Below are 25,315 nucleotides of genomic sequence, written 5' to 3'. Positions count from 1 at the left end.
CGGAGGCGCCTGACCGCCCACCCGTGCGCGTCCTTCGACTGCGGCGCCTGTGGGCCACGCCCGAGGAGATCACCGAGGCCCTGCGCCGCTTCGCCGGCCGGCGCTGGAGCACAGAGATCCACCGCAACGATGACGTCGTTCAAGACGATGCAGAAGCCCTCATTCTCCAGGGCCGGACCCACGGCACCCTAACCACCGCTGCCGCCCTCGCAAGCGCGATGGTGATCGCTGCCGACTTCAGGTGGCTTGACGCCTGCGGCATCTCTTCACATGCGGTATCCAGCGTATTCGCCGCTCTATCCGGACTGCAGGTGATCGGTGTGCTGTACTACCTGTTTCTGAATGGGCCTCACCTCGATCGGTTCACCCTCCGTGTGGACGCCGATGGTTTGACGCGTATAGGCCGCTGGTCTCGGAGGCGACTGATCATCTGGTCCGACGTGCGCAGTGTCATGGTCGACGACAACCGCGTTGTGCTGTGGCCCTCCGGGAAGGGTGCTGGCAACCGTGCCTTCCGGGGACTGGCCGAGCATGATGGCGGCTTTGTTCTGTGCCGCTTCACAGGATCACAGGAGTGTGTCGACGTGCAGCCCATGCGGCTAAGGAGAGCAATCGCGCGCTTCGCCGACAACCGGTCCACCCTGGTGCGATGATGCGCTGCGGCAGACAGCGCCGCGAAACGCTCCAGTCGCAAACTCACGTGTGCTGGCTCTGCTCTGCGGTGACCAATCTGGTCGAACGCTACCTGCCGCGCGAGGGCGACACCGTGCCATGGATCGACTTGGGTCTGGCCTGAGCAGCCGCGTGGCCTTGGGTCCGGAATGGCGGTCATCGGCTCCGGTTAACCGTGCTGCCGGGTGGGAGTCGTCAACGCCGGCACTGCTCAAGGTGGCCCCGCAACGAGGGCCGACGTCTCAGGCATACTGGCACTCGTTGCCTGAGGTTCCGATCCAGGACGGGAGCCCGAGTGCCTGAGCTGCGTTGTGAAGCGGTTCGTTGGGTGGATGACGAGCCGTTTCCCGGCATCGTAGAGGTTCAGTTCGTTGACGCTGCGGGCCAACGTTGGTCTTTGATCGACAAGAGCTCGATCTTCGGGCAGTTCGCTGAGCTGGCCCCCGACTCGGTCTACCCGGTGAATGTCACGGTGGCGTGCGAGGTCCAGGGCAACTTCGAGGCGACGGCCAGCGACGAAGTCGTGACTATCACCACTTCGCCAGACGGAGTCACGACGCCGGACGGACGGGACACCTTCACGGTGAACCAGAGCCAGCTCATCCCGTCAGCGCGAGATCGTGAAGCCCGGCGATGCCGAGTATGGCCTGGTGAACACCGTTCCCCTTGAGACGGCACTCCCGTAGGACCTTCACCGCCACTGAAGACGCCCGTTCGCCAGCACCACCGGGCGGACGTAAAGCGTGAGGTCTCCCTGCCCGCTCGTTCATGACCCCCTACGCCTCATGACCTGAACGCAGCGCCCGTGGGTACCTGCGCATCGAAACCACGTGCGCCTTCCAGGCCCAGTTCCCGCATCAGCCGTGCGACGGAGCAACGGGCCACCGTCATGCCCTCGCGATGTAGTTGCCGCCAGACTTTCCGGACGCCATGCCGCTGAAGTTGCCTGCGCGCAGGCCCAGCGGCAGCAACGGCGCTATGCGCTCCCAGAGTTCATCAGGCACAAGATCAGCAGACACCCTGGAGAGGGTGCCGACGAAGATCACCCAACGCGAACCGACACGCCGATGTCATTTTGAAACGATCAGTAAGTACCAAAACGACAGAGAACATTAGGACCCTCCCGAGTTGGTGCCGCATCCGGTGCGCCAGATCTATGCTGGCGTAATGACAGTAGGCTTTGTCTTTTTCGCCGTGGTGGCTGGCGGTTGGATGCTGACCAATTGCGTCCGGGGGCGGCGGCTCCAGGCAGTGGGCGGGCTGTTGAGTCTGGCTGTGGCAGCGCTGGCTTATGCAGCGGCGGTCCTCCATATGACCTGGCTCGATGTTGTGGCCACTTGCATCGCGGTAACCGGTTCTGCGCGGCTGGTTCGCAACCAGCGTGTTCGGCAAGCTGTTGAGCAACGACCGGCGGAGTGAGGTCCGCAATGTGGCTGGTAGCGCTGGTTTTGACGGTATTTGTGTTCGTCGGGCTCGGCTGTCTGGCGTTAATCAAGGACTGGCGGGGGTTTAGGTCCTTCTGGGTAGGGCCAGGAGATCCCGACTCTGATGACGTGACGTGGCGCCGGCGCGGGATCTTGATGTTCGCGTGGGTCGGGCTAGCAGGATCGATCTATGCGGTGGCCGGCTTCGTCATCGGGGTTCTGCTTGAAGCGATCGGCCTGGCGTGACAGGGGTCTCGCTGTCCCTCCCGCAGGGCTGCCCACAAGACGTTGACACGTCAGCGGGCAAGAGCAGTGACGGCTTGGGCGGTTCAATCTTCACATTGCTTGTTGGTGTGGTGGTTGCGGTCTGGGACGGCCGTCTGCGCTGCTGTCTTCGAGATCGGCATCCGCCAGGCCAACGACGAAGTCATCGCCGCCAGAGGCAAGCTCATCCAGGCCCGCATCGACTTCATCGACGCAGTACGAGACGCCATCGACGCCCCAGGCGGACAGCACGCAGCACCAACAGGGGCTCAATCCGACTTGGAGCGGGCCCCGGTGAGTACGGAGCCGCTCCCGTTACGGCGACGACGCGCCGTTCACTCCTCCCCCGCGTCGACCGGGATATCCATGCCGTCGGCGTGTCCTACCGGTTCGAACAGAGCAAGCGGAAACCCCGTCGCTGACCGGCTTTTGACGGCTGCGGCCGGCCCTTCCGCTCAGGAGGCCGGCCGCAGCCGTTTCCGGCGTCCGTCACGTGTCAGGGTCGGCCGCACCATCGCCCGTTCTCGTCTCCTTGCCGCAGCCCCGAGTGTCGATCGAGACCGGAACCGACTCCTACCGCCTCGCCACCACCCGCCCCTGCGCCGAGCAGCAGGCCGCCGGCTGAGCGCTCAGCGCTGAGCGCCGAGGAACCACCCGACCCTCAGTTCTCCATGAATCGCTGACGCCAATACCCCCAAGCACTGAACGGCGTTGCCAGTATGAGGTGAGAGCTGAGGGAGACGGCCCTGCGGTCGAACTCGGCATCCAACCTGGCAATGAGCCTGCCGAGGTCAGCGCGAGCGCCGCGGGGAAGCCACAGCAGCACGTCCTCCAGGCGGTCGCGGGCCACCAGAGGATCGCAGCAGTCGCAACCGATCACCGGATCTGGCAGCACGCGCCCTGGTTCCCCCAGATACCACCGGCATTCTGCCAGGGCAGCGGCCACAGCCCCCGGCCACAGATGCTCTTCTTCCAACTTCCGGATCGCTACGCGAGTCGCCGCGGACACATCGCGGATTCGGCGAACCGGGACACCTCTTCTGGGCCGCCAACGCTGCGCGCGCAGCCTCTTCGGACGCCTACGCGGCATCGGCCTTTCGGATCAACATACCGCCATTGTCGGCGTACACGTGAACGTCCCCAGCCACGTACGGATGAACGGGGCCAGTTTCTGGCGCGCTGAGGATCGGTGGTGGGCACTCTGCTGCTTGGTCGGTGTGGGGCGGCAGAGGACGGCTGACGATGGTTTTGGATCCGCATCGCTGGTTGGAACTGCGGCGGTTTCGGGGCCTGTTCGAGTCCGGGGCGATGAGCCTGTCGGAGATCGCCCGGGAAACCGGGCTGGACCGCAAGACGGTCCGCAAGTACCTCGCTGCCAAGGGGCCGGCTTCGCCTCCGCGGCGGACGTCGAACGGACGGCACCAGCAGCGGATGGTCGACGAGTTCGCGCCGCTGATCGACTCGATGCTGCGGGCCGAGATCCTGATGAAGGCCACCGTCATCCACGAGCGTCTGGCCAGGGACTACGGGTTCACCGGCAACTACCAGCGCATCAAGCGCTATGTCCAAGAAGCGCGCCCCAGGATCGCGGAGGAACTCGGCATCACGCCTCGGGAACTGGCCGGCATGCACCGCCGCTTCGAGGTGATCCCTGGCGCCCAGGCCCAGGTCGACTGGGGCGATGAGGGCAAGATCCTCGCCCACATGGGCATCGGGAAGGTCTACTCCTTCCACATGACGCTGTCGTACTCGCGCGACCCGTTCTGCTGCTTCACCACCAGCCAGGACCTGCAGACCTTCTTCGACTGCCACCGGCGGGCCTTCGCGCATTTCGGCGGGGTGCCGATGACGATCGTCTACGACCGCACCAAGACCGTCGTGCGCCGGCATGTCGCTCCTGGTCAGGCGGTTCCGCTGCATCCGGAGGCGGTCGCCTTCGCCGGCCACTACGACTTCGACATCGACGTGCTGGCCGCCTACCGGCCCCAGGGCAAAGGCCGGGTCGAGCGGCAGGTCGACATCGTCCGTGACCACGTCCTGGCCGGGCGTTCTTTCTCCTCCCTCGAGGAGATGGACGCCGCCTTTGCTGCCTGGGTGCCGCAGCGGCGATCCCAGGTCCACCGCACCTACCGGGAGGTCATCGGCGAGCGGGCGGCCCGCGACCACGCGGCCCTCAAGCCGCTGCCGGCCACCCCCTATCTGGTGGCCGAGCGGCATCTGCGGCCGGTCGGAAAGGACTGCCTGGTCGCCTTCGGCGGCAACCTCTACTCGGTGCCCGCCCGCAAGATCCGTCCCCGACAGTTGGTCGAGGTCCGGGCCACGAGGTCCCAGGTCATGCTGCATTCCACCGTCCCCGACGCAGGCGGCGAGACCCTGCTGGCCATGCACGCGCGGGCGGTCGGCCGCGGGGTCCGCGTAGTCGACGAGAGTCACTGGGACGGACTGCCCACTGGCCAAGGCCGCCGGGTCACCACCGGCGACGGCGTCGCCCCGCCTCGACGCGAGCGACTTCCCGAGGAGTCGGCCGGGTCCTTGCAGGCTCTGCTGAACCGGGCCGCGGTCACTCGGGTCGAGGTCGGCCGCCGTCCCTTGTCGGTCTATGACGAGCTGACCGGCACCCGCCCCTTCACCACCCACCCGAGCACGAGGGAAACATCGTGAGCGAGCTGGTCAGCACCCGCATCCGCACCACGGCCGCCAAGCTCGGCCTTCCCCACCTGGCCGAAACCATCAACGAGTACATCCGGCGGGCCGACGAGGCCAAGATGGGCTACCTCGACTTCCTCGACCTGGTCCTGTCCGAGGAACTCGCCGTCCGCGACGACCGCCGCTTCCGCCAGGGCCTGCGGCTGTCAAAGCTGCCGCATCACAAGACGCTCGACGAGTACGACTTCTCCTTCCAGCCCGACCTCGACCCGCGCAAGGTCAAAGACCTCGCCACCCTCTCCTTCGTCGAGGCCAAAGCGAACGCGGCTCTGCTCGGCCCGCCCGGGGTCGGCAAGACGCACATCGCCGTCGCCCTGGCGGTCGCGGCCTGCCGGGCCGGCTACTCGATCTACTTCACCAGCCTCGACGACATGGTCCGCAATCTGAAGACCGCCGAAGCCGCCGGACGACTCTTGAACAAGCTCGGCACCTACCTGCGGCCCAGCGTCCTGGTCGTGGATGAGGTCGGCTACCAGCCCCTCGAACGGGCCGAGGCGAACCTTGTCTTCCAGGTGATCTCCAAGCGCTACGAGAAGGGCTCGATCATCCTGACCTCGAACAAGACCTTCAGCGAGTGGGGCCAGGTCTTCGGCGACGAGGTCCTCGCCACCGCCATCCTCGACCGGCTCCTCCACCACTGCGACGTGATCTCCATCAACGGCCCGAGCTACCGGCTGAAGAACCGCCTCAAGGCCATCGAGCGAGAGACCGAAGTGGCCTAGCAGCTGGGGACGTTCGCCCGTACGCAACTGGGGAGCAGAGGCCGTACGCCGACACCCCTCGCTGGAGCGAGTCCTGGGCCCACGCATCCAGCATCCGGCCGTGCTGCTGATGCTTGACCAGTTCGGCTCTCCCGCCCAGTTGAGGAAGGCCGGACGCCGCAGGCTGGTCAATCTCATACGGGCAAAAGCGCCGCGGATGGCCGAGCGCCTGGTCAACGACGTCTTCGCCGCGCTCGACGAACAGACCGTCGTCGTTCCCGGCACCGACGCGGCCGCGCTGATCGTCCCCAGCCTCGCCAACCAGCTGAAATCGGTGCTCGACCAGCGCAAACTCCTCGCCGCCCGGATCGAGGAACTGCTGGAGGCCCACCCTCTTTCCAAGGTCCTGACCTCCATGCCCGGGATCGGGGTCAGGACCGGAGCCAGGATCCTCATCGACGTCGGCGACGGCAGCAGTTTCCCGTCCGCCGCCCACCTCGCCGCCTATGCCGGGCTCGCCCCGGCGACCCGAAGCTCCGGATCCTCGATCCGCGGCGAACAACCCTCCCGGAGAGGAAACAAGCAGCTCAAACGGGCCTTCTTCCTCTCCGCGTTCGCGGCCCTGGCCGACCCGGCCTCCCGCGCCTACTACGACAAGAAGATCGCCCAGGGAAAGCACCACACCCAGGCCCTCCTCTGCCTCGCAAGACGCCGAGCCGACGTGCTCTTCGCAATGCTCCGCGACGGCACCTTCTACGACCCCCAACCCGCCCCCACGGGTTGACCAAACCCATAGGGGCACCCCCCCGATCCCCGCCGCACCTTGACGACCGCTATTGGGAAGTTCTTTATGGTCTGACCTGGTCGTGTTCGGCGATGGTCTCGCGCCGCCCGCCCCTTTTGCCCACGTCGTAGCGGGTGGCGGGGTGCCGACTCTTCGAGCCGGGTGGCCTGCCGGGGCCGGGCCGGTTGGGTTTCGGCGCTCGGGCCGGGCAGGGCAAGTTCTGGCGCAGGTTCCTGAACCCCCGGCGGACTCGGGCGGGGGGTGGGACGGCTACGACTTCGACACCTTCGCCGACGACCTCAACGACCTGCTCACCCACCTCGACCTGCGAGACGTCTGAGCCACTGGGAGCACCGGTTCGCCGTCCGGAATCTGATCTTGATGGTGCCGCCGTTCAGCCTCGCCGGGTGCTTGTGAAGCATCAGTAGGATCCACGGCATGCCTTCTCCGATAGCCCGCCGCTACCTGCTGTCGACACTGCTGGCTGTGGCGCTGGTCGCATTCAGTTACTACGCTCTGCAGCCGGTCCGAGCGACTTGCGCGCTTAGCTCTGGGCCCTATGGCTCTACCTGGAACCCAAACAGTGCCCACTCGTCCAGCTATGGTCAGTGCGGTAGAGAACGCACGCGCTTCCTGACCTGGCTAGGTCGGTAGGCGCCCCCGACCGCTCGAGGCCGACGAGTTCGGGTTGCCGCTGTTCGGATCGGTGCCCCGCCAATCCACCCAGTCTGCGCGCACCACGTCCTCGGGCTCCAACGGCATCGGTGCCCTCTGCAGGGGTGACCGGCTGGGGCTGCCTGCCCGCCTGGTTGCCCGACGGGTCGGGCCCTGCGTGATCCGAGAGCGGCCGTGAAACTCTGCACGTGATATAGAAGGAGCCATGGCAACCGAGATACCTGGCCTTGTCGAACTGTGGCGTGGTTTCGAGAACTGGCTCGCCGAGTACGCTCCAGGAGACTATGGGTCCTTGCTTCCGGGAGGTTCGGAGAGCGATATTTGTCGCCTGGAAAACGGTCTTGGCTTCTCCGTCCACGAGGACGTAAGAACAATCCTCAGGCTGCATAACGGCGTGACCCTGCGTAGGGCCAGCACTGAGCCGGGAGCCTTCCTTCTCGGTTACAGCCTGTTGGACGTAGAAGGCATTCTGGCAGCCCATCGTGACCTCGTCTCGATGGTGGACGATGCCCGCGAGGAGGGCGAAGAGGACTTGGTAGTGGGCCGAATCGCCGACAGTCAATGGGTTCCTTTCGCCCAGAACATGTCCGGCGATTTGCTGTTTGTAGACCATCGGTATCACCATATGGGAGAAATAGGGGAAATGTCGTTTGGTGATCCCGGGTATCAGCTGTTGTGGCCGCGTATGGATCTCATGATGGCAGATCTGTGCGAATCGGTTAAGACCCGGACTCCGGTAACCACTGTCCCCCGGGTTCCTTCTGTGCATGCTGGGCGAATGCTGGAGTGGCATGTCCGGCCGCCTCAGGGGTAACCCGTAGCGTATGGGACGGCCCGCTGGATGAAGGATCCAGCGGGCCGCTTGTATCAGTTGCTACTCAGGTCAGTTGATGTCGCAGACCTGACTGAGATCGCAGGACTCGTAACCAGTGTTGACGTAGTATGCGTCGCCGTCCAACAGTCTCACGGATGTGGTGAACCGGCCGAGCTTACCGCCGGCCGCCGTGTTCTGGGAGGTCGTGATTGCCGCCCGTCCGCAGATCTCGTTCCATGTCGGGTAGGCGTAGTTCTCGTCGAGCTTGAGCGTGTAGGTGCCGTCGGCGTTCTTTACCGCGTACATCTGTACGCAGGACTTGCCCGATGCCAGCGTCATGCCGCCGCTCTCGCGTGACTTGGCAAAGGGGTACTCGTCGCAGCTTCTGCCGATTGCGTTCGGGTTCGGGTTCCATTCGGCTACCGCGAGCATGCACATCTTGTCGCGGTTGTCCTTTGCTGCCGCCTCGTCCGCGAGGCGGTGAAGCGGATTGTTGTACTTCTTGCTTCCCGGGTGGGATGCCAGCTTCTCCTCCAAAATCCAGTAGTAAGCGGCAGCGGCCGGGTACTTGGCACGCTCCAGGTACATGGTCGGGGCGACCTTGGGGAAGACGCATCCGGTGTTTCCACCGACCTTATTGTCGCATCGGATGAGGAAGGCGTTGTCTTTCCACTCGTTGTTCGCTGTGGCCGTGGACCCAGGTGCGCTCCAGCTGGTGTTCCAGTCCAGGCTCAGCGTTGCCTCGCCTCCGGCGACTTTGTTCCAGCTGAAGGTGTCGGTCCGGGAGGCTGTGTGCGTGTCCCCCTTTGTCCAGGTGGTGCTGCCGCTCCAGGGGCCCGGCCAGGATGCGGTGCAGTCGCTCGTGGCCCAGCAGTCGTCGAAGTAGGTGTCCAATGTCGCCGAGGGCACGCCGACAAGGTCGGGCAGGGAGAACTCCGTCCAGGTGGTGAACTGCTCTGAGGTCGGGTTGAGCAAGATCTCCTGGACGACCCTGACGTTTCCGCCACCGATGACCTCGCCGTCACTGTTCGTGGCTTTGATGGCGTAGCCGCCTCGGAGACAGCCCTGGGTGCGGGTGTACTGGAAGTCGGATCCGGGAGCGGTCTTGCACCAGGGGACCGGCTCAGAGCTTGCCGTGAGGCTGTGGGTGGATTTCGGTGAGGCCTTCTTGATCGGGCTTTTCGGCAGTTTGCTCCACGGCTTGTAGGGGCCGACGCAGAGCTTGACGCCGTGACTGCTCTTGGAGCACGTGTTGGTGTCACCGCCTGCACTGGTGGAGCGCTGGGCGTTGTTGACGGTGGAGGCGACAAAGCCTACCGGCGTGGGTGCCGGGGCATCTTCGGGCTTTTGAGCGGCAGCGTCGTCGACGTCCGGAGCGTCCGGGTTCTCCGCCGGGAAGTTGATTTTGGGCATTCCGCTGAAGTCGCCAGGCACGAAGGCGACCGCCCCCCAGGCCACGTCCTTGTCGGCGGTGCCGTCCGCCGTGGAGTTGGACAGCTGCACCTCCGGCGCCTGGTCCTTGAAATTGTAGGCGCCCAGGGACACCCACTGGTTTGACTCGTGGGCGCCCTGGTCGATGGTCTTGGTGACGGTGCCGAACGGTGTGATGATCTTGTAGGAGGCGTTGGAGACCTGAGCACCCGTGTCCGGGATGTGTGCGTAGACCTCGGCCCCGCCGCCGGAGATAGCCGAGTTCAGCTTCCAGTCACCGTCGATGGTCATGCTTCCGCCGTCGCCGCCGAGATGGTTCTCGTCGCGTGCGTGGGCGTACCAGAAGTGGCCGCCGTAGCCGCCGCCGATCTGATGCAGGTCGGCCTTGGCATTGAAGTGCGTGCCCATGGTGTCGGCGTAGAACGTGAACTGGAAGCTGCCGGACGAGGTGACGGGACCGCAGTCGCTGTACGTCTCGGTGTTGTTGGGCACCGAGGCCACCACCTGTGCGCCGCTAGGTGCTCCGGAACACACCGGCGTGCCGTTCTTGAGGCGGGTGCCACGCCCGGGTTCCGGGATCAGCGTCTGGTACTTGATCAGCTCGTGTCCGCACTCGGTGGCGCAGTTCGACTTCCACGTCGCGTTGGGCTTGTTGTACCAGAACTGTGCGTAGCATTCCGGCGTGCCGCAGTTCGGCGGGGTGTTCGGGTCGCAGTTGTTGTCGCTGTTGCAGAAGGTGCTCAGCGGCGGTGAGACCTGGCTGCGCACGGCGGTGGTGTTCCACCAGGCCGGGCGGAAGCCGGCGGAGGAGAAGCCGGACTCGCCGGGCCAGTCCTGGCGGCCGGTGGTGGCGTAGGAGTAGCCGGTGTCGATGGACCAGGCGGCCCAGCCCATCACCTTCTCCTCGTAGGGCCAGTCCTGCGGGTGCGCGGCGTCGTGGTTGGCTTCGGTGCCGTCCACGTCCGTGTCCATGAACGGGTGGCCCCAGCTCTTCTTGTAGATCGGGTTGGCCGGGTTGTTGTACCAGCCGAGCCCCCAGTGCCCGCCGTGCTGCGAGGCCTCGGAGGGCGGGTTGAAGCCGAGGTTGTAGTTCCAGACCGCGGTGAACCAGTTCTCCACGTAGGAGGAGTCGTCGTTGTTGACCGTGATCGTCTGCCCGGCCTTGTGGACCTCGTTCCACTTGTCGGCGAGGATCTTCATGGAGGCGGCGATGTTGGTCGCGTAGTCGAGGGCGACGGCCTTCTGCAGGGACGGCGACAGGCTCGTCTCGCCTGGCTTCTCGTGCCCGGCGAGACGCATGCCGTCGGTGACCTGCCCGACGCCGTAGCCGCAGTCGGACTTGTCCCAGTTGATGTTCCAGTACGAATCCGGGTTACCGGGGTCGATCTGGTGCCCGTAGTAGCCGTCCACGGCTGCGAGCGGGCTGCCCATCTGGCCGGGGATGGCGCCGGATTCGGCCTGCCACAGGTTGGACTCCTGGGCCATGATGCCGAGCATCACGTTGGCGGGTATCCTGCCGCCTCCGGTCAGGGTGGGCGGGGGGAACAGCCCCTGCGGGTCGATGCTGCCCATCCCGGTCTGGTTGCGGTAACCGCCCTGGCGGATGTAGCCGGCGTGCAGGTCACCGCGTACCGCCATGTCGACGGCCCACTCGACCTGATTTGGTGTGGGCTGCAGCGCCTGGGCGTTGACGTCGTTACGGGAGACGGAGCACCAGCGGTCTGGATCGGTCGGGTCGTGCGACACGTTGGCCACTTCGGTGCGCACCAGTTGGGTGTGCTTGCCCGAGCCGGTGCCGGCCGCCTCTTGCGCCTTGTGGACCGAGGCGAGGGCGGGAGACAGCTGGTTTCCTGCGGTGGCCGGCAGCGCGGGCGTGACCTGCTGGCTGAGCTTGGTGCCGGTGCCCGTGACGGTGGAGGTCACCGTCATGGCCGGGGTGGCTTTCAGCATGCCCGGGGCCTGCGCTGTCTGCTGCTCCGTGGGCTCGGTCTTTGTGAAGCCCTTGCCGGCATTCTTGATCCGGTCGACGCCCGCGCGCAGCCCTTGGGCGAGGACTGGGTTGACGGAGAGCCGGCCCAGGCTGGAGATGTCCGTGTCCACCGGGGCGTTGATCCGGGTGATGCCGCTGCCTTGCGTGTGCGCGGCGCCGGAGGGGTGCCCAACGAGGAACACCTGGGCGGAGCCGCCCCCTGCCAGGTCGAGGTCACCGAGCTTGCCACCGGCGACGACAGCGGCCTTGCCCTGCGCGCTCCACACCCGTGCCTGGACGCGCTTGCTGCCGTTGCGCTCGACGAAGGCGACCTTCCCGCCGTTGACGGGGTGGATGTCGAACGGCACGCCACCGGCCGTGAGCAGGTCCTTGACCTTGCCCTTGCGGTCGAGGTGAATCAGATGACGGCCCAGCGCGCCGATCGCACCGTCCTTGACGGGCACGGCGCTGGTGACTTCGCCCTTGGTGGCCGACATGCTCAGCGTCTTGCCGGCGGTGTTGACGGTCACGACGCGAGTCCAGGTCGCGGCCGGATCATTCATTCCGCGGAACGCGGTGAACGCGGCTGTGTGTGTCTGCGGGTTGCAGGACGGGTCGAAGTAGGCCAGCGACGCGGTGAACGGCAGCTTCGTGACCTGACCGGAGCTCAGGTTCACGATCGCTGCGAAGGCACCGCCCTGCATCAGGTCCGGCTTGTTGGTGAAGGTACGGGGCGCGTAGACGACGGCGGCGTGGTCGTGGTCGATCACGCACTGGTTGCCGATCCACGAGTCCGCGGGCATGCCCGGCTCGCTCAGGCTAGCCGCCGTCTTCCAGGCGTACGCCTTGGAACTGTCGGCGACGAGGATGCGCAGACCGTCGCTGTCCGCGGCCGCGGTCACGGCACGGTCCTTGCTGGTTCGCCAGCCCTTGCCGAGCTTCTTGTCCGGGTCCGCGACCCCTGCGGACGGTGCCGGCTTGCCGTGGCTCTCGGCGGGCTGGGTGCGGGGCGAGGCGAGGGCTGTGGTGGTTTGTATGAAGGTGCCGGTCAGCGCTGCGCAGGTCACCAGGGCGGCCCAGCGCGCGCGTGTTCGTGGTTTGGGTCTCAAGAGAGATTCTTCCCGTTTCTCGTTGAGTTTCCGTGCCCTTTTGGGCGCGACTCGGCCCGCCCACGGCCCTTGCGAGGATCTGAGGGCCGGGCGGGAGCTTTTCAGGGGCGATTCAGCCGGTGGCGTCGAGGACCGCGCGGACGACGGCCTTGGCGGTCTCTGGCCGGTGCGACGTCTCAGGAACGGTGACCGCGACGGCAAGGTCGCCGCGGTAGGCGGTGAACCAGCCCATGATGGGTTGGTCGCTGTCGGCGAACTGGTCGGCGACTCCTCCGAACGCGGCACCGTTGACGCCGGAGGCACCGGCGTAGGCACGCATCAGCGTCCGCAGCTCGTCCGCGACATGGCTGGGCAGGGTGCGGGGGGTTTGGGCCGGGGCTTTGCCGCTGATCTTTGGATCGACGAAGAGCGGCTGCCGGAAGGATCCGCTTTGGATGGTGGCGGTGAGGGAGGCGAGGTTCAGCGTGTTGAGGCGGACCTCGCCCCGGCCGATGGCTGCGGCGGCTTTGTCGGCGCCGTCGAGTTCGGGTACGGCGCCGTCGGCGGTGGTGAGTCCGGTGTGCCAGTCAAGACCCAGGCCGAATACGTCACGAGCCTCAGAGGCAAGGTCGTGGCCGGTCAGTTTGCCGGCGAGCCGGACGAAGCCGGTGTCGCAGGCGTGGGTGAACACGTCGGTGAACGTGGCGTCCTGCGCACTGAAGTTGTCGGGATTGGTGAAGGTCTGACCGCCGTAGGCGGCACTGGCGGGACAGCCGACAGGCGTGGCGGGGGTAACGGTGCCCTGGTCCAGGAGGGCTGCGGTGGTGACCAGTTCGAAGACCTGACCCGGAGCCTGTACGCCCTCCAATGTGGGGTCGGAGTCAGTGCCGGTGGTGCGGGCGGCCAGCACGTCGCCGGTGCTGGGACGGATGACCACCACGGATGCGCCCGGATACTTGAAGGCCGCCGTGTCCACGGCCTGCTGCACCGCTGCGTCCAGCCGCGTGGGGACCTGCGCTCTCTTTCCCCCCTTCAGGGTGGCGACGATGCGTCCGCCGCCGCCGTCGCCTGCGGAGGAGAGCCGTATGCCCAGGGCCCCTTGGCCTGTGTCGGCGTAGCGCTTTTGCAGTTGCGTCAGAATCTGTCTCAGGCCTGGGTGGTCGTGGGTGGTCAGCTGTCTGCCGTGGCGGTCGGTGGTGACGGCGGTACCTGAACCGGAGAACGGTTGCAGGGTGTAGCCTCCGCCGTCGGGCAGGGCCGGGTTGATCACTTCACTGTGCCAGGAGACACGAGGGCGGCCGGTGGAGTCGTCCCTGACCACGGACAGCGTGGAGGTGTACTTCCAGGTTGCGTGGCTGCCGAAGTACGAGAGCCGGGCCGTGGCTTTGAAGGGCACGGTGTCACCGCTGGTGCTCTCGGGGGCAAGTGAAAGCGAGGTGACACCGGTCGTGTCTCGGTAGGCGGCCAGCTCGGTCCGGGCCTGGCTGGGGTTCGTGGTCAGCCGGGCGGCTTTGTCCAGGTCACCCTTCTGCCACGCGGACAGGAACGCGTGAGCGGTGCCGGTCACCTCATCCGATGCGGGGGTGTCCTTGTGGACGTCGCAGGCGGCCGTGCCGCACAGGAGGGCGGCCGAAAGTATCAAGGCAGTGGTGGGGCGGCGATGGATGCGCATCGGCTTCCTTGAGTGGGGGGAGGGCGCGGGTCAGCGGCGGAGGGCTTCTACAGGCTGGATGCGGGCGGCTCGCCAGGCCGGATACAGCCCGGCCAGCAGTCCGGTGGCCAGACCGATCAACGGGGCGGCGATCACCGTGTCGGGTTGCACGACCGGGGTCCAGTCCCGGACGGTGGCGACACCTACCACCGCCAGGACACCGAGCGAGGTGCCGATCAGCCCACCGAGCGTGCCCAATACCGCTGACTCGGTGAGGAATTGAGTGAGGACGTGCCGGGCGCGTGCCCCGAGGGCGCGGCGCAGTCCGATCTCGCCGGTGCGTTCCATGACGGCCACGAGTGTGGTGTTGGTGATGCCGACCGCACCGATGACCAGGCACACGCAGGCCAGGAGCAGGAACAGCTGGCCGAGGTCATGGTTCACGCCGCTGCGCAGACCCCTTGGGTCGGGCGGCGGCACGGCTTCCAGGTATTCGGGATGGTCGGGGCGCAGCGCGGTGGGGGCCTCGCGGGCCACTTGCTGGGCGGCTCCCACCCGGGTGGAGACGAGCATGTCGGCTCCGTCCTTGGGCGGCCCCCACAGTGCCTGGGCCGTGGTGCGGGGGACGATGACCGAGAGCAGCAGGTCGGCTCTGCGGTGTACGTCGCCGAGGATGCCGATGACGGTGAACGCCTGGTCGCCGATGAAGATCGCGGGCTGGGTGTCCAGGGTGGTGATGCCGAGTTTGTTCGCCATGCCGACGCCGATCAGGGCGACGTGTTGTCGGGTGCGGTCGTGCCAGCGGTCGAACAGCCGGCCCTGGCGCAGTTCGGGTTCTGCGGCCTCGACTGCGCCTGAGGATGCGGCCACGACCTGGATCTGGCTGCTGACGCCGGTGTCGGCTATGGGCGCGGAGCGCACCTGCTCGCCCCTGCCGAGCTGCACCGGCCACAGCACGCCGGCGTGCTCGACCCCGTTGAGGTGTTCCACTCGTTGGTCGGCGTTGTCGGAGAAGGCGAGCGGTTCGAAGTCCGTGTGCTCGCGGGCGACGTCGTGCACGGTGACCTCGGTGGCGGTCAGCCGGGAGAAGCGGCCGTCGATCTGCGAGGTCGCCGTGGCCGTCAGGCCGAGGACGGCGACGAACGCCCCGACGCCCAGAACGGTGCCCAAGGCCGTCAGCGCGGCCCGGGCCGGCCGCTGCAGGACGCCCGCGGTCGACTCCGACACCGCGTCGCGCCAGTGGAACCGGGACTTCTCCGCCGTGCCCTCACCTGAGTGGACGAGCCGGCGTCGCAGGGACAGAAGGGTGGCGGACCTCATGACGGCATCACTGCCGACTCGCTGAGGACCCCGTCACGGATGTGCAGGGTCCGGGTGCCGCGTCGGGCGACCACAGGGTCGTGGGTGATGACGACGACGGTGACCCCGCCCGCGTTCAGTTCCTCCAGCAGGTCGAGGACCTGGGCGGCAGTGGCGGTGTCCAGGTTGCCGGTCGGCTCGTCGCACAGCAACAGGGAGGGCCGGCCCACCAGGGCGCGGGCGATGGCGACGCGCTGCCGCTCGCCCCCCGACAAGGTGGTGGGAAGCGCGTGCAGGCGGTGGCCGAGCCCTACCCTCTGAAGCGCCTCACGGGCACGCCCGGCCCGCTCACTGCGGGACACCCTTTGGTAGACGAGGGCGAGTTGCACGTTCTCCAGCGCACTGCGGTGCGGCAGCAGATGGAAGGCCTGGAAGACGAACCCGACCCGTCGGCCGCGCAGCGCCGATCGTGCGGGATCGTCCAGACGGCCGGTGTCGATCCCGTCGAGGAGGTAACGGCCGTCGGTCGGCGAATCCAGCAGGCCCACGATGTTCAGGAACGTCGACTTCCCGGACCCCGACGGGCCGACGACCGTGACGAAGTCCCCCTGATGAACACTCAGGTCACAGGGAAGAAGCGCCGCGACTGGTGGGGGGCCCGGGTAGGTGAGCGCCGTTTGCCGGAGTGTGATCACTGGTGCCGTCACTGGGGACCGCCGATGCCGGTGATGACCTTCTCACCCATGCCCAGCCGCGCTCCCTGTACCGGGCGGACCTCCACGTATCCGTCGCCGGAAGCGCCGGTGACGACGGGCACGCGGCGACGGCGGTCACCGGCTTCGGCAACGGTCACCGTAGTGGAGCCGTCGGCGCCCGCGGAGATGGCGGTCACGGGAACAACGAGGACCTTGCTGCTGGTAGCGGCGGTCTGGATGGTCAGCCGTACGTCCTGTCCGGCCAGCGACACGGGGAGCGCCGTATCCGGTGCCACGGTCACGGCAAAGCCCTGGGAGGTGTCGTCGGCCGAAGGGGAGCGCCCGTCTTGGGCCCGGTCGCCGGCCGGGGGGTGCGTGACGGTTTGCGCCACGGACCGCACGGTGGCCTTGGCCGTAGTGCCGTCGAGTTCCGACAGGATCTGGACCTGCTGCCCGGGCCGTACGAGGGTGTGCTGCTCGCGGGAGAGGAAGCCCTGCACGACAAGCCGACCGGCCGAGACCGTCATCACCGTACCGGTTACCTGGCTGCCGACACCGGCCGCTACGTCATCCACCCGCGCGGGGAAACCCTTCACATACACCACTTCGGAACTGGGCAGCATGGGGCCGCTCTTGGCCTTGGCGGCGGCAAGTTTCTGCTCGGCCCTCTGCAGGTCCTCACGCGCGCGGCTCACCTCCACCGACCGGTCGCCGTTCGCGCCGTCGGCCCCGGTCTTGCCGTCCGGGCCTGCGGCGGTGTCGCTGCGTCCGCCGGACTGAACGTCCTGCAGGTGGCGGCGGGCTTCGGTCACCGCGTCCTGTGCACTCGCCACCGTGTCCTCGCTGTCCGGGACGGCGGGCAGCGGATCGTAACCCAGGCTGCGGTACAGGGCATTCAGCGCCGACTTGGTGCCCGGTCCGAAGAACCCGGTACGGTCGCCCGACACCGGGTGCCCCGAGCCCGCCAGCGCCTTCTGCAGCTGAGCGACGTCGTCGCCCTCCGTGCCCGGCTTGAGGTCCCGGTAGACCGGCAGCGCTCCCTGCAGAGCGATAACGGGACGGCCGGATACCTCGAGCAGGGAGCGACCGGGGCGGAGGGTATCCCCCGCCCGCACATTGACCTTCGTGATCACCGGTGACCCGGCGCCTTCTCCTCCCGAGCCCGACGGTGCGATCTGCACGGTCTGCGAGGCGGCCACCGTGCCACGAATGATCACCGAGTCCCGCAGCACACGCCGCTCCACAGAAGCAGTCAGAACGCTGGGCTGCGGAGGCGCCGTGTCGGCGGCAGCCTGCGCAGGTGACTTGATGACCTGGGACGCCCCGAGCCCGAGCCCGGACACGACGATGGCCGAGACCACCGCAATACTCAGGACCCGACGACGCCGGGCCAGCCCTCGACCGGCGGACGACGAGTCGTCGTCCGCCTCCGTCGCGCTGCTCGGTGCCTCAGCCACGAAGCGCCGCCTCAGCGGCCTTGACCGCCCTGGAGTTCTTCTCCTTCAACTGCTGCAGGGCGAGCTGGTTCTGCTCGACCTGCCGCTGCTGAATCGCCGCGTCGACGCCGTGCCAGATACGCACCAGATCCGTCTTCTTCTTGCAGTCGATGTCCGCCAGGGCGACAGTGATTTCCTCCTGCGACGCAGTTCCACTGCTGCTGGGGGGAGCAAGATCGACTGCCGCGTACGGATCGGCCACCGTATATCCCTTGGACTTCATGCATGCCGACCACGCCGTCAGGGCCTTCTGCACCCGGGGGTCCTCCTGCGACTTCACCAGGCTGTCGTGATCCAGATGGGACGGCAGCGTGAAGTCGATGCGGGCCCCGAGGCTGTCGAACGCCTCCTGCTGGCAGCCACCCTCGGGGACTTTTTTGCCCTGGTATGTAGACGGTGCCTTCTCCGCCCGCGGGTTCAGTGCCGTGCGCCCGGTCAGCACGGCGATTCCCGCAGGGGACAGCTTCGGGGTCTGCGGATGCTCCGTGGGGTCCGGCGGCAGCTCGTACCCGTACTTGGCGGACGTCGCGGGATCGCTGATGCCGTACCGCCGCGGCATGTTCGAGTCGTCCGCGTTCGGCGGCGGGTCCACGCCCGCCGGCGGGAACGTGACCGTGAACCCGTAACGGGCCATGCACTGCGTCTCCAGGCTCCGGGCCGCACGCTCGATCACAACCGAGTCCTGGTACGTCTGCATGTACTGCTGCAGTGGCAGCGTCATCCCCTTGACCAGCCCCGAGTCCACGACTGCCTTTGGCCACTTCGAAGTGTCGACCCCGGCCGCGGACGGCCCGCTGGGCGTGGCGCTCGGCGACGAGGGCGCAGACGGCGGCGACGAACAGGATGTCAGCACGACGGCCGCGCCGACCGCGGCCAGGGCCGCGAGCCGGCGCGCCCGCGCCCGCTTATGCGAAGTGGGAAGAGGCATTGTTGTTCTTCAGCGTGGAGTCGAGGTTGGTGCTGGATCCGCAGCCGTAGTAGTGCGGGATGGACTGCGAGTGCCCGAGGTAACCGGTGTTGTAGTACACGCGGTATCCGTTGTCGGTGGAGCAGTTGTTGGCCGAGGCCGCGTTGTTCTTCACATGCTGGCCTGACCCATCACCCTCGCCCGAGGCGAAGACGAACACGTACCGGTAGAAGACGTCCGTACCCCTGGCCGGCACGTCCTCATAGTCCTGGCTGTAGACGTCTCCATAAAATGAGGCGAAGCTGCCCGACGGGTTACCTTCCCCGGACGTGGAAACCGAGTGGTAATTCATGAACAGGTCACCCTCGGTACAGCCATCGATGACACAGTTGTCACTGATGTACTTCGTGCCGATGATGTCCGCGGACGCTGAACCAGACCCGAACAGAACAGCCGATCCAGCGGTCGCCAGCGCAGCAGCGACGACACCGAACTTTCTGAGACGCATAAGCCCCCCTCATGTCAAAACAGGACATGCGGGGGCCAAGGCGATGAACACAAAAAGCACTTCCCCCGCTTTAATCCGCGTCCACAACCACGAACATGACTGGTCTAGTCCACTGTGGACGCGCCTGATCATTAGACACGGAACACACAGGCCCCACAAGGCTCCTTCACATCCGTAAGGAGGCCGGGACTCCACTTCCACGACTCTTGGCCCCTGGCCGACGGTTCATCAAATCTCGTCAAGTGAAGGGCAGTTGACGGACAGGACCGGCACGGCGGCTCTACTTGCAGTTCGGTAAGAAACTGGTGAAGTCTTGACTGTGCCTATGATTTTCTTTGGTGAATCCAGGAGGCGAGCTGGCGCTGACGAAACGATCAGACGCCCACACCTTCAGCAAGGAGCGCACCGGCCCCTGGCAGAGCCGTCGCACCTGGTGCGCCGACGGTGCCACGGTGGCTAAGGCTCAGCCGGTCACCGCGGACCTGACCCGGACGTGATCGCGGCGGCCGTCGACAGGCTGATGCCGGCGGCGGCGTCGTGCAAGCCTCCGGATCCTCCATCACCGCCGTCGCTGCCGGCCGCGTCCTCGCCGCGCTCGGAGCAGCGGCATACCAGGGCCACCGCCGGCCAGCGGGACCGTCATGAGGGAGGACCCACCAGCGCTCCCGTGACCCAGGAGGCTGCGGAAACGGCCGTGCACACAGCCGCGATCCTGGTCCACTGGATCTCTAATGGCAGCATCCGGAAGAAGTAGGCCGGCGCCACCTGCTTACGAGTCGAGCGGCTGACGCAGGTCCAGGAAGCAGCGCAGCCGTACACCAGGCTGGCCTACGTCCCCTCTCGTGTGCTGTGCGGGCGCCGTCGCCCACCGGCTGGCAAGCAGCTGCTGGAAAGCGAGTGCGGTCGTGTCGTCGGGGGCCACGACGTCGACGACGACCAGGCTGGCCTCCTCCGCGTGCACCTCGTTGATCGGGCGTATACGGCACTACGCCCGGGCCCACGGGGCGGGTTCCGTCGCAGCAGTGTCTTCACCCGACCGAGTGCGGGTGATCAGGGACTGTCGCCGCCACAGTCCCAGCGGGCCGGGTCGCCGAAGCACGGGCCGTACTGTGCCCGTCCGCCAACGCCAAACTGCCCCAGCTCGGTCTGGAGAGAGACGCCGGTATCGATCTCGTCCTGCGTCCAGCCGGTGATGTCGAACAGCAGCCCGTCCAGCGGCCCGCCCACCAGTTCAACGTAACGCTGGCCCGGCACCCGACCCGGGTGGTTGTGGTCCGCGCCAGAGCCCTGAGCACCGAGGCACTTCGAGCCGTCCAGTGACCGACTTTTCACGGGGGCTCAAAACGGTGCTCTTCTTCACCGGCTTCGGGATCAGCTAGCCGCCTGTCACCTGACCTGCTCGAGTGTGCTCAACAGAAGCCGGCAGTTGGTGACCGCCTCGTAGCTGCTGCCCAGGGGCTGATAGCGGTAGGAATGGTGATGGGCTGACCACAGGCCCTTCCATGCGGCGTACGGCCGTATCGCGTCCACCCAGATGCACTGCCCCAACCAGGACCGGGCCTGCACTGTACTGCCGAAGTACCGGTACAGCTCGCGCTCCAGGACACCACGGTCGAAGGCCATGTTGTAGGTAAGGCAGCGGCGGCGATACAGGAGCTGGGCGAGAAGCGGAACGAACACGGCGAAGGGCGGCGCCGTCGCAACTTGCTGCGTTGTAATGCCGTGCAGCGCTGTCGCCGCGGGAGCGATGTCAGCGAGCGGGTTGAGGTGTTCGTCGAAGAGCACGTTGCCGTGGCGGTCTGTCAGGCCGATCTGCACGGCCCATGGATCGGTGAGCGCGGTGGTCTGCACGTCGAGTACGACCAGGCGGGGATCAGTGAGGATGCCGTGGGCCCACTGTCGGACGCGTTCGTGGCGTGCCCGCCAGGAGGCTGGCCGGCGCATCGCGCGGATGGCGTCATCCAGGCGGAAGTGCTCCTCCCGGAGAGACTGCACGTACCAGTGGCGGTCCGTGTCGAACTGGGCATGGGCGGTGCCGAGGTAGCCAGTGTCGTCGTAGACCGCCCAGGTCGGCCGGTCAGTGTCGCCGGGCCGTACGAAGTGGACGGTTCTGGTGTCGACGGTGCGGGTGAAGAGATGGCCGAGGTGGAGTGGAAGGTCAGGCGACGGCGTGGTCAGGGGCCTCGGAGATGAAGGGGGTGAGGGGGAGCCCGTGCGCCATCCAGTTGTGGAAGGCCTCCGCGGTGTGGAGGACACCGCTGCCCGAAAGACGGCCAGGCTGTTTCGGATGGCACCGGTTGATCCGCAGGACCAGGTGCAGGCCTTGGGGTCCGTGTAGCGAACGGCGGGGTGGGAGTTGGCGCAGACCGGCTGGTACCTTGCCGCCGGCCGTCGGCTCGTCCCGGCTGCGGCCGGACGGCGCGTCCTTGAGCGGGGAGGTCCGTATGAGCTACTTGCGGCTGTTACGTAATGGCCGGGTGGCGGGGCTGTGGGGTTCACAGGTGCTGGCCGTCATGGGTGGCCGTCTGTACGCGCTGGCCGTGATGTGGCTGATGTGGCGGACCACGAGCAGCGGTGTGCTCATGGGGCTGGTCGCGGTCGTGGAGTCTGTTCCGTACGTGCTGATGGGCTGGCTCGGGCGTCGGCTGCTGGGAGCCATGGCATCGCTGCGGCGCCTGGCGGTGGTGGAGATCGCCCGCGCGGCGGCGGCTGGATCGCTGCCCCTGTTGTGGGTGGGCCTTCCCGGGGCGAGAACGCTGTGGCTGCTGTTGGTGGCCGTGGTGCTCGGCTGTCTTGGAGCCATGTTCGATCCGGTGCTGCCCGGGTTGCTTCCGCGGCTGGTGGAGAAAGAGCACTATCAGGCGCTCATGGGGCTGTTCGACCTGACGGTGCGGATCGCGCGGATCGCCGGGCCCGGTTCGGTCGGAGCTCTGCTCGTTATCCTGCGCGAGGTGGACCTGTATCTGCTGACAGCAGCAGGTTTCCTCGTGTCCTCGGCTGCACTCTTTCTGATCGGCCGTGCATCGACTTTGTCGCGTCCCTCCGGCACCCAGGCGGCCAGGCGCGCGTCATCGCTGCCGGCCGTCCGGCCGCTGCTGCGCCGGCAACCGGTGGTCGCCGCAGCACTCTCGCTGCACGCGCTGGGCATCTTCGCGGCGTCTGCTCCGGCGATCGGCATGCCGATCCTGATCACCACGCAGTTCCATGCCGGAGCCGGCGCCTACGGCATGGTCGCGGCCGTCACCGCGACCGGGGCGCTCGTGGGCAACCTCAGTACGGGCAACGTGCGCCTGAGCTCGCGGATGATGACCGCGTACTGCGTCTCCTGGGGCGCCCAGGGACTGGTGATGGCCGTGATGGGAGCAACACAGTCGCTGTGGATGCTGTGGCTGCTGGCTGCCTGCTCGGGCATGGTCGCGCCCCTGGCGGGGGTGTCGCTGAGCACCTTCCTCGCCGATCGCTTCGAAGAAGCCGAGCGCCTGTCGGTCCTGGCCACCGACCAGATGCTCATCCGCGCCGCGGGAACGCTGAGCATGCTGCTGGTTCCGCTGTATGTGCAGGTCGCCCCCCGCACAGCGTTCGCCGTCACGGGGCTGGCTGTGACCCTGTATGCCGCTGCCGTGCTGACCTGGGCACGCCGGTCCGACGCCCAGCCGGACGTCGCGGCGTCCGAAGCGGCCTGAAGGGGGCGCCGGCGTGTGCCGGCCCGAGGCCGGGCCGGCACATGGGGCGGTGTCAGGCGGCGTTGTCGGCGCGCCAGTGGGTCACGGTGATGTTCTCCATCGGGACGCCGAGTTGCTGGTAGATCCGTCGGTGCATGGTGCCGAACCAGGCGCCCTTGCGTTCATTGTAGAAGTCCTCGTCGTACCAGGCGACGCCGAGGAGGATCGTGCCGCCGCCGTTGGGGTTGCCCTGTTCGGCTTCGAAGAAGGTTGCCTCCCATTCCCAGAGCATCAGTTCCTCGGGCCGGGAACGCAGACGCTCGTCGGACTCCCGCAGGGCCTCGACGACCTTGCGGACGGTGGCCTCGTCCGGGCAGTAGTAGCGGCAGTCGGAGAAGGCGATCGGCTTTTCGTCCTCGCGGCGTTCGGCATCACTGCCGCTCAGGACGCGGATGCGGGTCACCGGCTCCACACCGGTGTCGAACATGGCGAGCGTGGACATGCGTGAATCCCTCCGTTGTGTGGGCTGGGCTTTCACTGGATCCGGGTGAGGTGTGTGGGCGCGCTGCCATCGCGCATGGTGATGCCGCCCGGTGCCACGTAGCGGACGTTGAGCCCGATGCGCGGGCTGGCACTGGCATTGGGCGGGCTGTAATGGATCAGTCGGCTGTCCATGAGGAGCCCGTGCCCTGCCGGGATGAGAGCGGCCACCCAGTCCTGCGGGACCGGGCCGTCGATGGTCAGGGGGCGGCCAGGCAGGTCTGCCGTCTTCGTGGGCAAATATCCATGACGGTGTGACGCGGGGGCGACGAAGACACAGCCCGTCTCCACGGTGGCGGGAGTGATCGCCAGCCAGGCCGTCACCGATCGGCCAGGATCGAGGATGAGACGGCTGTTGACACCGTCCTGATGCGGCGGAACCTGCATCTCACCGGGCGGTTTGCTGATCAGAAAGGTGTTCTCCACCCACAGCTCGCTGCCGATGAGCTGGGACACAGCCTTCCTGATGACGCCGGCGGCAACGATGCGACTGATCTCGGGTATCGCGAGGTGCGGATTCTTCACAACCGGCGGATGAGCGTCCAGCAGATTCTGCAGTGCCCGTACCTCGCTCGGCTCGGCCCAAGGCCCGAAGAAGTCAAATCCGGTCCTGGTATAGCGCTGGGTACATAACGCTGCCTCGCTCATGACACCCCTCGGCTGCCGACGCTGCCTGTGCCCGCTTCCGCACAGGAGAGTCCCCCTCCTTACATCAGGACGTCAAGACACCGTGCTCTGCCAACGGGCCAGCCCCCACCAAGATTTACGCACTCATGGGAGAGAGCGCCTGGCCAACACCAAGACCAGGCGCGCCAAGCTGAACACCGAGCAGCTTCAGCGGCTCGCCGGCCTCGGACTCGACTGGGCGGCGCAGGCCTTGGGCGCGGCGTAGCGAGGGCGGGGTGGGGCTGGCGCGGACTGGCTAGTACCTCCCCGCCGGCGGTCGGCTCGTCCCGGCTGCGGCCGGCCTTTCCGCTCAGAAGGCCAGCCGCAGCCATTTCGCAACCGCAGCTTGACACACAGAGGCGCTATCAGGGCACGCCGACGGAGGTCCACCGAGGCGCCAAAACTACCGCCACCACCACCCAACCCCGGCCAGCGAAACCACCCGATCGAACTGGACCGAATCACCTTGCTGCCAGGGCGTGCAGACGGCCATCGCGGTGCACGTCGAAATTCGGCTTCGCCCAGCTCGTGCACCTCGGCAGGGCCCGCGCGGACTGTCTGCCGGCCGTCGGCAAAGCGCACGGCGGCACGGCCCTCGCCTGCCGCACCGCCGCTGGATCACTCATGCGCGCTGACCATCATATGCCCCAAACATCCGCTTTACGCATCACAGCGTGCACACGGCTGCGGGCTGCCGGTTTCACCGGAGTGGGAAACCGGCCCCCGTGGTTCCGCAGTGGCAGATGGTCGGGCTACAGGTCCAGGACGGCGCGCAGCGCCTGATCCACACCTTCCAGTACTTGATCAACTCGGACGTCGAGGCACTACCACGACGCTCGCCGGGATGCGGGCCCGGGGGATAACTGAGTTATCACCCGCAGATGCGGGCACCTCCTTTGCCGATCCACGGCGATCTGCTGATCACCATTGAGGAGCCAGGCGTCATCACAGCTCAGGCCGGCTGCCATGGCCCCATCCTGCACGCGCAACGGGCTTCGAGAGCCGCACACGCCACCGCCAGCCGAACGAGTGTCATCAGAGTCAGGTCCACCGGCGCCCTTACCGGCCCGTCCGCACACAGCAACGCGTCTACCAGCTCGAACAGTTCGTCACCGCGCGCGGTCAGGCAGTCGAATAAGTCGTCCCGGAAGCGTGACGCTTTCGCGAACGCCCCCCCCGGGACCGGCGTCAGACAGCAGACTCACCCTCACGGCCTTCGTCTTGATCAGTGCACCTTGGTCGGAGCACATGATCAGACGAAGGCCGCCCTGAGCTGACCCCGGATTCGTGGAGTCCCTGAAGCCAGGCTTATGATCCTGGCCCGAAGGAGAACCACGAGCAGTGCCAGCACCACGCAAATACC

Annotated in this window: 21 protein-coding genes and 5 pseudogenes; 9 read left to right on the top strand and 17 right to left on the bottom strand. The window is 66.9% G+C overall.

The features are described 5' to 3' along the window. Positions 1 to 653: hypothetical protein (locus AB0950_RS39150; RefSeq protein WP_366780659.1), on the top strand; the 653-nt coding region annotated here is incomplete at its 5' end. Positions 654 to 1,271: 618 nt separating this feature from the next. On the opposite strand, the pseudogene AB0950_RS39145 reads toward AB0950_RS39150, so the two are convergent. Further along, a pseudogene (locus AB0950_RS39145) lies at positions 1,272 to 1,364 on the bottom strand (IS5/IS1182 family transposase); the annotation flags it as partial. Positions 1,365 to 1,500: 136 nt separating this feature from the next. Continuing rightward, positions 1,501 to 1,608, bottom strand: a pseudogene (locus AB0950_RS39140) (IS3 family transposase); the annotation flags it as partial. A 207-nt stretch (positions 1,609 to 1,815) separates the two neighbouring features. Here AB0950_RS39140 and AB0950_RS39135 point away from each other — a divergent pair. Together AB0950_RS39135 and AB0950_RS39130 are read left to right on the top strand one after the other, a co-directional pair. After that, positions 1,816 to 2,091, top strand: coding sequence for a hypothetical protein (locus tag AB0950_RS39135; RefSeq protein ID WP_366780658.1), 276 nt, complete (start codon positions 1,816 to 1,818; stop codon positions 2,089 to 2,091). Between the two features lie 8 nt (positions 2,092 to 2,099). Further along, a complete protein-coding gene (locus AB0950_RS39130) occupies positions 2,100 to 2,342 on the top strand; it encodes a hypothetical protein (protein ID WP_366780657.1) in 243 nt (80 codons plus the stop codon). Positions 2,343 to 2,432: 90 nt separating this feature from the next. On the opposite strand, the gene AB0950_RS39125 is transcribed toward AB0950_RS39130, so the two are convergent. Then, positions 2,433 to 2,612, bottom strand: coding sequence for a hypothetical protein (locus AB0950_RS39125; protein ID WP_366780656.1), 180 nt, complete (start codon positions 2,610 to 2,612; stop codon positions 2,433 to 2,435). A 990-nt stretch (positions 2,613 to 3,602) separates the two neighbouring features. Here AB0950_RS39125 and istA point away from each other — a divergent pair. The 3 genes and pseudogenes from istA to AB0950_RS39110 form a co-directional block, all read left to right on the top strand. Continuing rightward, positions 3,603 to 5,021, top strand: a complete 1,419-nt coding sequence (gene istA / locus AB0950_RS39120; protein WP_366780655.1) for an IS21 family transposase — start codon at positions 3,603 to 3,605, stop codon at positions 5,019 to 5,021. Further along, positions 5,018 to 5,788, top strand: a complete 771-nt coding sequence (istB, locus tag AB0950_RS39115; RefSeq protein ID WP_360576551.1) for an IS21-like element helper ATPase IstB — start codon at positions 5,018 to 5,020, stop codon at positions 5,786 to 5,788. The genes istA and istB overlap by 4 nt, the downstream gene beginning before the upstream one ends. A gap of 46 nt (positions 5,789 to 5,834) precedes the next feature. Then, positions 5,835 to 6,551, top strand: a pseudogene (locus AB0950_RS39110) (transposase); the annotation flags it as partial. 64 nt (positions 6,552 to 6,615) lie between these two features. Here the strand turns inward: AB0950_RS39110 and AB0950_RS39105 are convergent. Further along, positions 6,616 to 6,810, bottom strand: a pseudogene (locus AB0950_RS39105) (transposase); the annotation flags it as partial. Between the two features lie 621 nt (positions 6,811 to 7,431). On the opposite strand from AB0950_RS39105, the gene AB0950_RS39100 reads away from it, so the two are divergent. Then, complete coding sequence (locus tag AB0950_RS39100; RefSeq protein ID WP_366780654.1) at positions 7,432 to 8,040, top strand: SMI1/KNR4 family protein; 609 nt, start codon at positions 7,432 to 7,434, stop codon at positions 8,038 to 8,040. A 69-nt stretch (positions 8,041 to 8,109) separates the two neighbouring features. On the opposite strand, the gene AB0950_RS39095 is transcribed toward AB0950_RS39100, so the two are convergent. The 7 genes from AB0950_RS39095 to AB0950_RS39065 form a co-directional block, all read right to left on the bottom strand. Next, a complete protein-coding gene (locus AB0950_RS39095; protein ID WP_366780653.1) occupies positions 8,110 to 12,549 on the bottom strand; it encodes a Tat pathway signal protein in 4,440 nt (1,479 codons plus the stop codon). A 112-nt stretch (positions 12,550 to 12,661) separates the two neighbouring features. Then, entirely contained in the window at positions 12,662 to 14,200 is a 1,539-nt protein-coding gene (locus AB0950_RS39090) for a penicillin-binding transpeptidase domain-containing protein (protein WP_366780652.1), read from the bottom strand. A gap of 30 nt (positions 14,201 to 14,230) precedes the next feature. Continuing rightward, positions 14,231 to 15,499, bottom strand: coding sequence for an ABC transporter permease (locus AB0950_RS39085; protein WP_366780651.1), 1,269 nt, complete (start codon positions 15,497 to 15,499; stop codon positions 14,231 to 14,233). Next, positions 15,496 to 16,185 (bottom strand): ABC transporter ATP-binding protein, encoded by a 690-nt coding sequence (locus AB0950_RS39080; protein WP_366780650.1) that lies wholly within the window; start codon positions 16,183 to 16,185, stop codon positions 15,496 to 15,498. The genes AB0950_RS39085 and AB0950_RS39080 overlap by 4 nt, the downstream gene beginning before the upstream one ends. After that, entirely contained in the window at positions 16,182 to 17,630 is a 1,449-nt protein-coding gene (locus tag AB0950_RS39075; protein WP_366780649.1) for a peptidoglycan-binding protein, read from the bottom strand. The genes AB0950_RS39080 and AB0950_RS39075 overlap by 4 nt, the downstream gene beginning before the upstream one ends. Then, complete coding sequence (locus AB0950_RS39070) at positions 17,623 to 18,597, bottom strand: hypothetical protein (RefSeq protein WP_366780648.1); 975 nt, start codon at positions 18,595 to 18,597, stop codon at positions 17,623 to 17,625. Before AB0950_RS39070 ends, AB0950_RS39075 begins: the two co-directional genes overlap by 8 nt. Next, on the bottom strand, positions 18,575 to 18,928 hold the full coding sequence (locus AB0950_RS39065) for a hypothetical protein (protein ID WP_366780647.1): 354 nt from the start codon (positions 18,926 to 18,928) through the stop codon (positions 18,575 to 18,577). The genes AB0950_RS39070 and AB0950_RS39065 overlap by 23 nt, the downstream gene beginning before the upstream one ends. A gap of 494 nt (positions 18,929 to 19,422) precedes the next feature. Here AB0950_RS39065 and AB0950_RS39060 point away from each other — a divergent pair, with 494 nt between their 5' ends. After that, a complete protein-coding gene (locus AB0950_RS39060) occupies positions 19,423 to 19,581 on the top strand; it encodes a hypothetical protein (protein ID WP_366780646.1) in 159 nt (52 codons plus the stop codon). A 272-nt stretch (positions 19,582 to 19,853) separates the two neighbouring features. Here AB0950_RS39060 and AB0950_RS39055 read toward each other — a convergent pair whose 3' ends face one another. The 3 genes from AB0950_RS39055 to AB0950_RS39045 all read right to left on the bottom strand — a co-directional run bounded on the left by AB0950_RS39055 (position 19,854) and on the right by AB0950_RS39045 (position 21,079). Further along, a complete protein-coding gene (locus AB0950_RS39055) occupies positions 19,854 to 20,045 on the bottom strand; it encodes a DUF6207 family protein (RefSeq protein ID WP_366780645.1) in 192 nt (63 codons plus the stop codon). A gap of 89 nt (positions 20,046 to 20,134) precedes the next feature. Beyond that, entirely contained in the window at positions 20,135 to 20,401 is a 267-nt protein-coding gene (locus AB0950_RS39050; protein WP_366780660.1) for a hypothetical protein, read from the bottom strand. 69 nt (positions 20,402 to 20,470) lie between these two features. Continuing rightward, positions 20,471 to 21,079: a 3'-5' exonuclease gene (locus AB0950_RS39045; protein WP_366780644.1), complete on the bottom strand. Its 609-nt coding sequence runs from the start codon at positions 21,077 to 21,079 to the stop codon at positions 20,471 to 20,473. Between the two features lie 449 nt (positions 21,080 to 21,528). Between AB0950_RS39045 and AB0950_RS39040 the strand changes: the two genes are divergently transcribed. Continuing rightward, the gene (locus tag AB0950_RS39040; protein WP_366780643.1) at positions 21,529 to 22,767 is read left to right on the top strand and encodes an MFS transporter; all 1,239 of its coding nucleotides are present in this window, start codon (positions 21,529 to 21,531) and stop codon (positions 22,765 to 22,767) included. A 52-nt stretch (positions 22,768 to 22,819) separates the two neighbouring features. Here the strand turns inward: AB0950_RS39040 and AB0950_RS39035 are convergent, their stop codons facing one another. The 3 genes and pseudogenes from AB0950_RS39035 to AB0950_RS39025 form a co-directional block, all read right to left on the bottom strand. Continuing rightward, the gene (locus AB0950_RS39035) at positions 22,820 to 23,248 is read right to left on the bottom strand and encodes a hypothetical protein (protein ID WP_366780642.1); all 429 of its coding nucleotides are present in this window, start codon (positions 23,246 to 23,248) and stop codon (positions 22,820 to 22,822) included. A 32-nt stretch (positions 23,249 to 23,280) separates the two neighbouring features. Further along, positions 23,281 to 23,934, bottom strand: a complete 654-nt coding sequence (locus AB0950_RS39030) for a phytanoyl-CoA dioxygenase family protein (RefSeq protein ID WP_366780640.1) — start codon at positions 23,932 to 23,934, stop codon at positions 23,281 to 23,283. Positions 23,935 to 24,985: 1,051 nt separating this feature from the next. Further along, positions 24,986 to 25,157, bottom strand: a pseudogene (locus tag AB0950_RS39025) (transposase); the annotation flags it as partial. Positions 25,158 to 25,315: the final 158 nt, after the last annotated feature.

The organism is Streptomyces sp. NPDC007189 (genome assembly GCF_040703635.1).
In the GTDB taxonomy this organism is placed as follows: domain Bacteria; phylum Actinomycetota; class Actinomycetes; order Streptomycetales; family Streptomycetaceae; genus Streptomyces.
The sequence above is the reverse complement of the archived record's forward strand: the minus strand, read 5'-3'. Positions and strand labels throughout refer to the sequence as shown.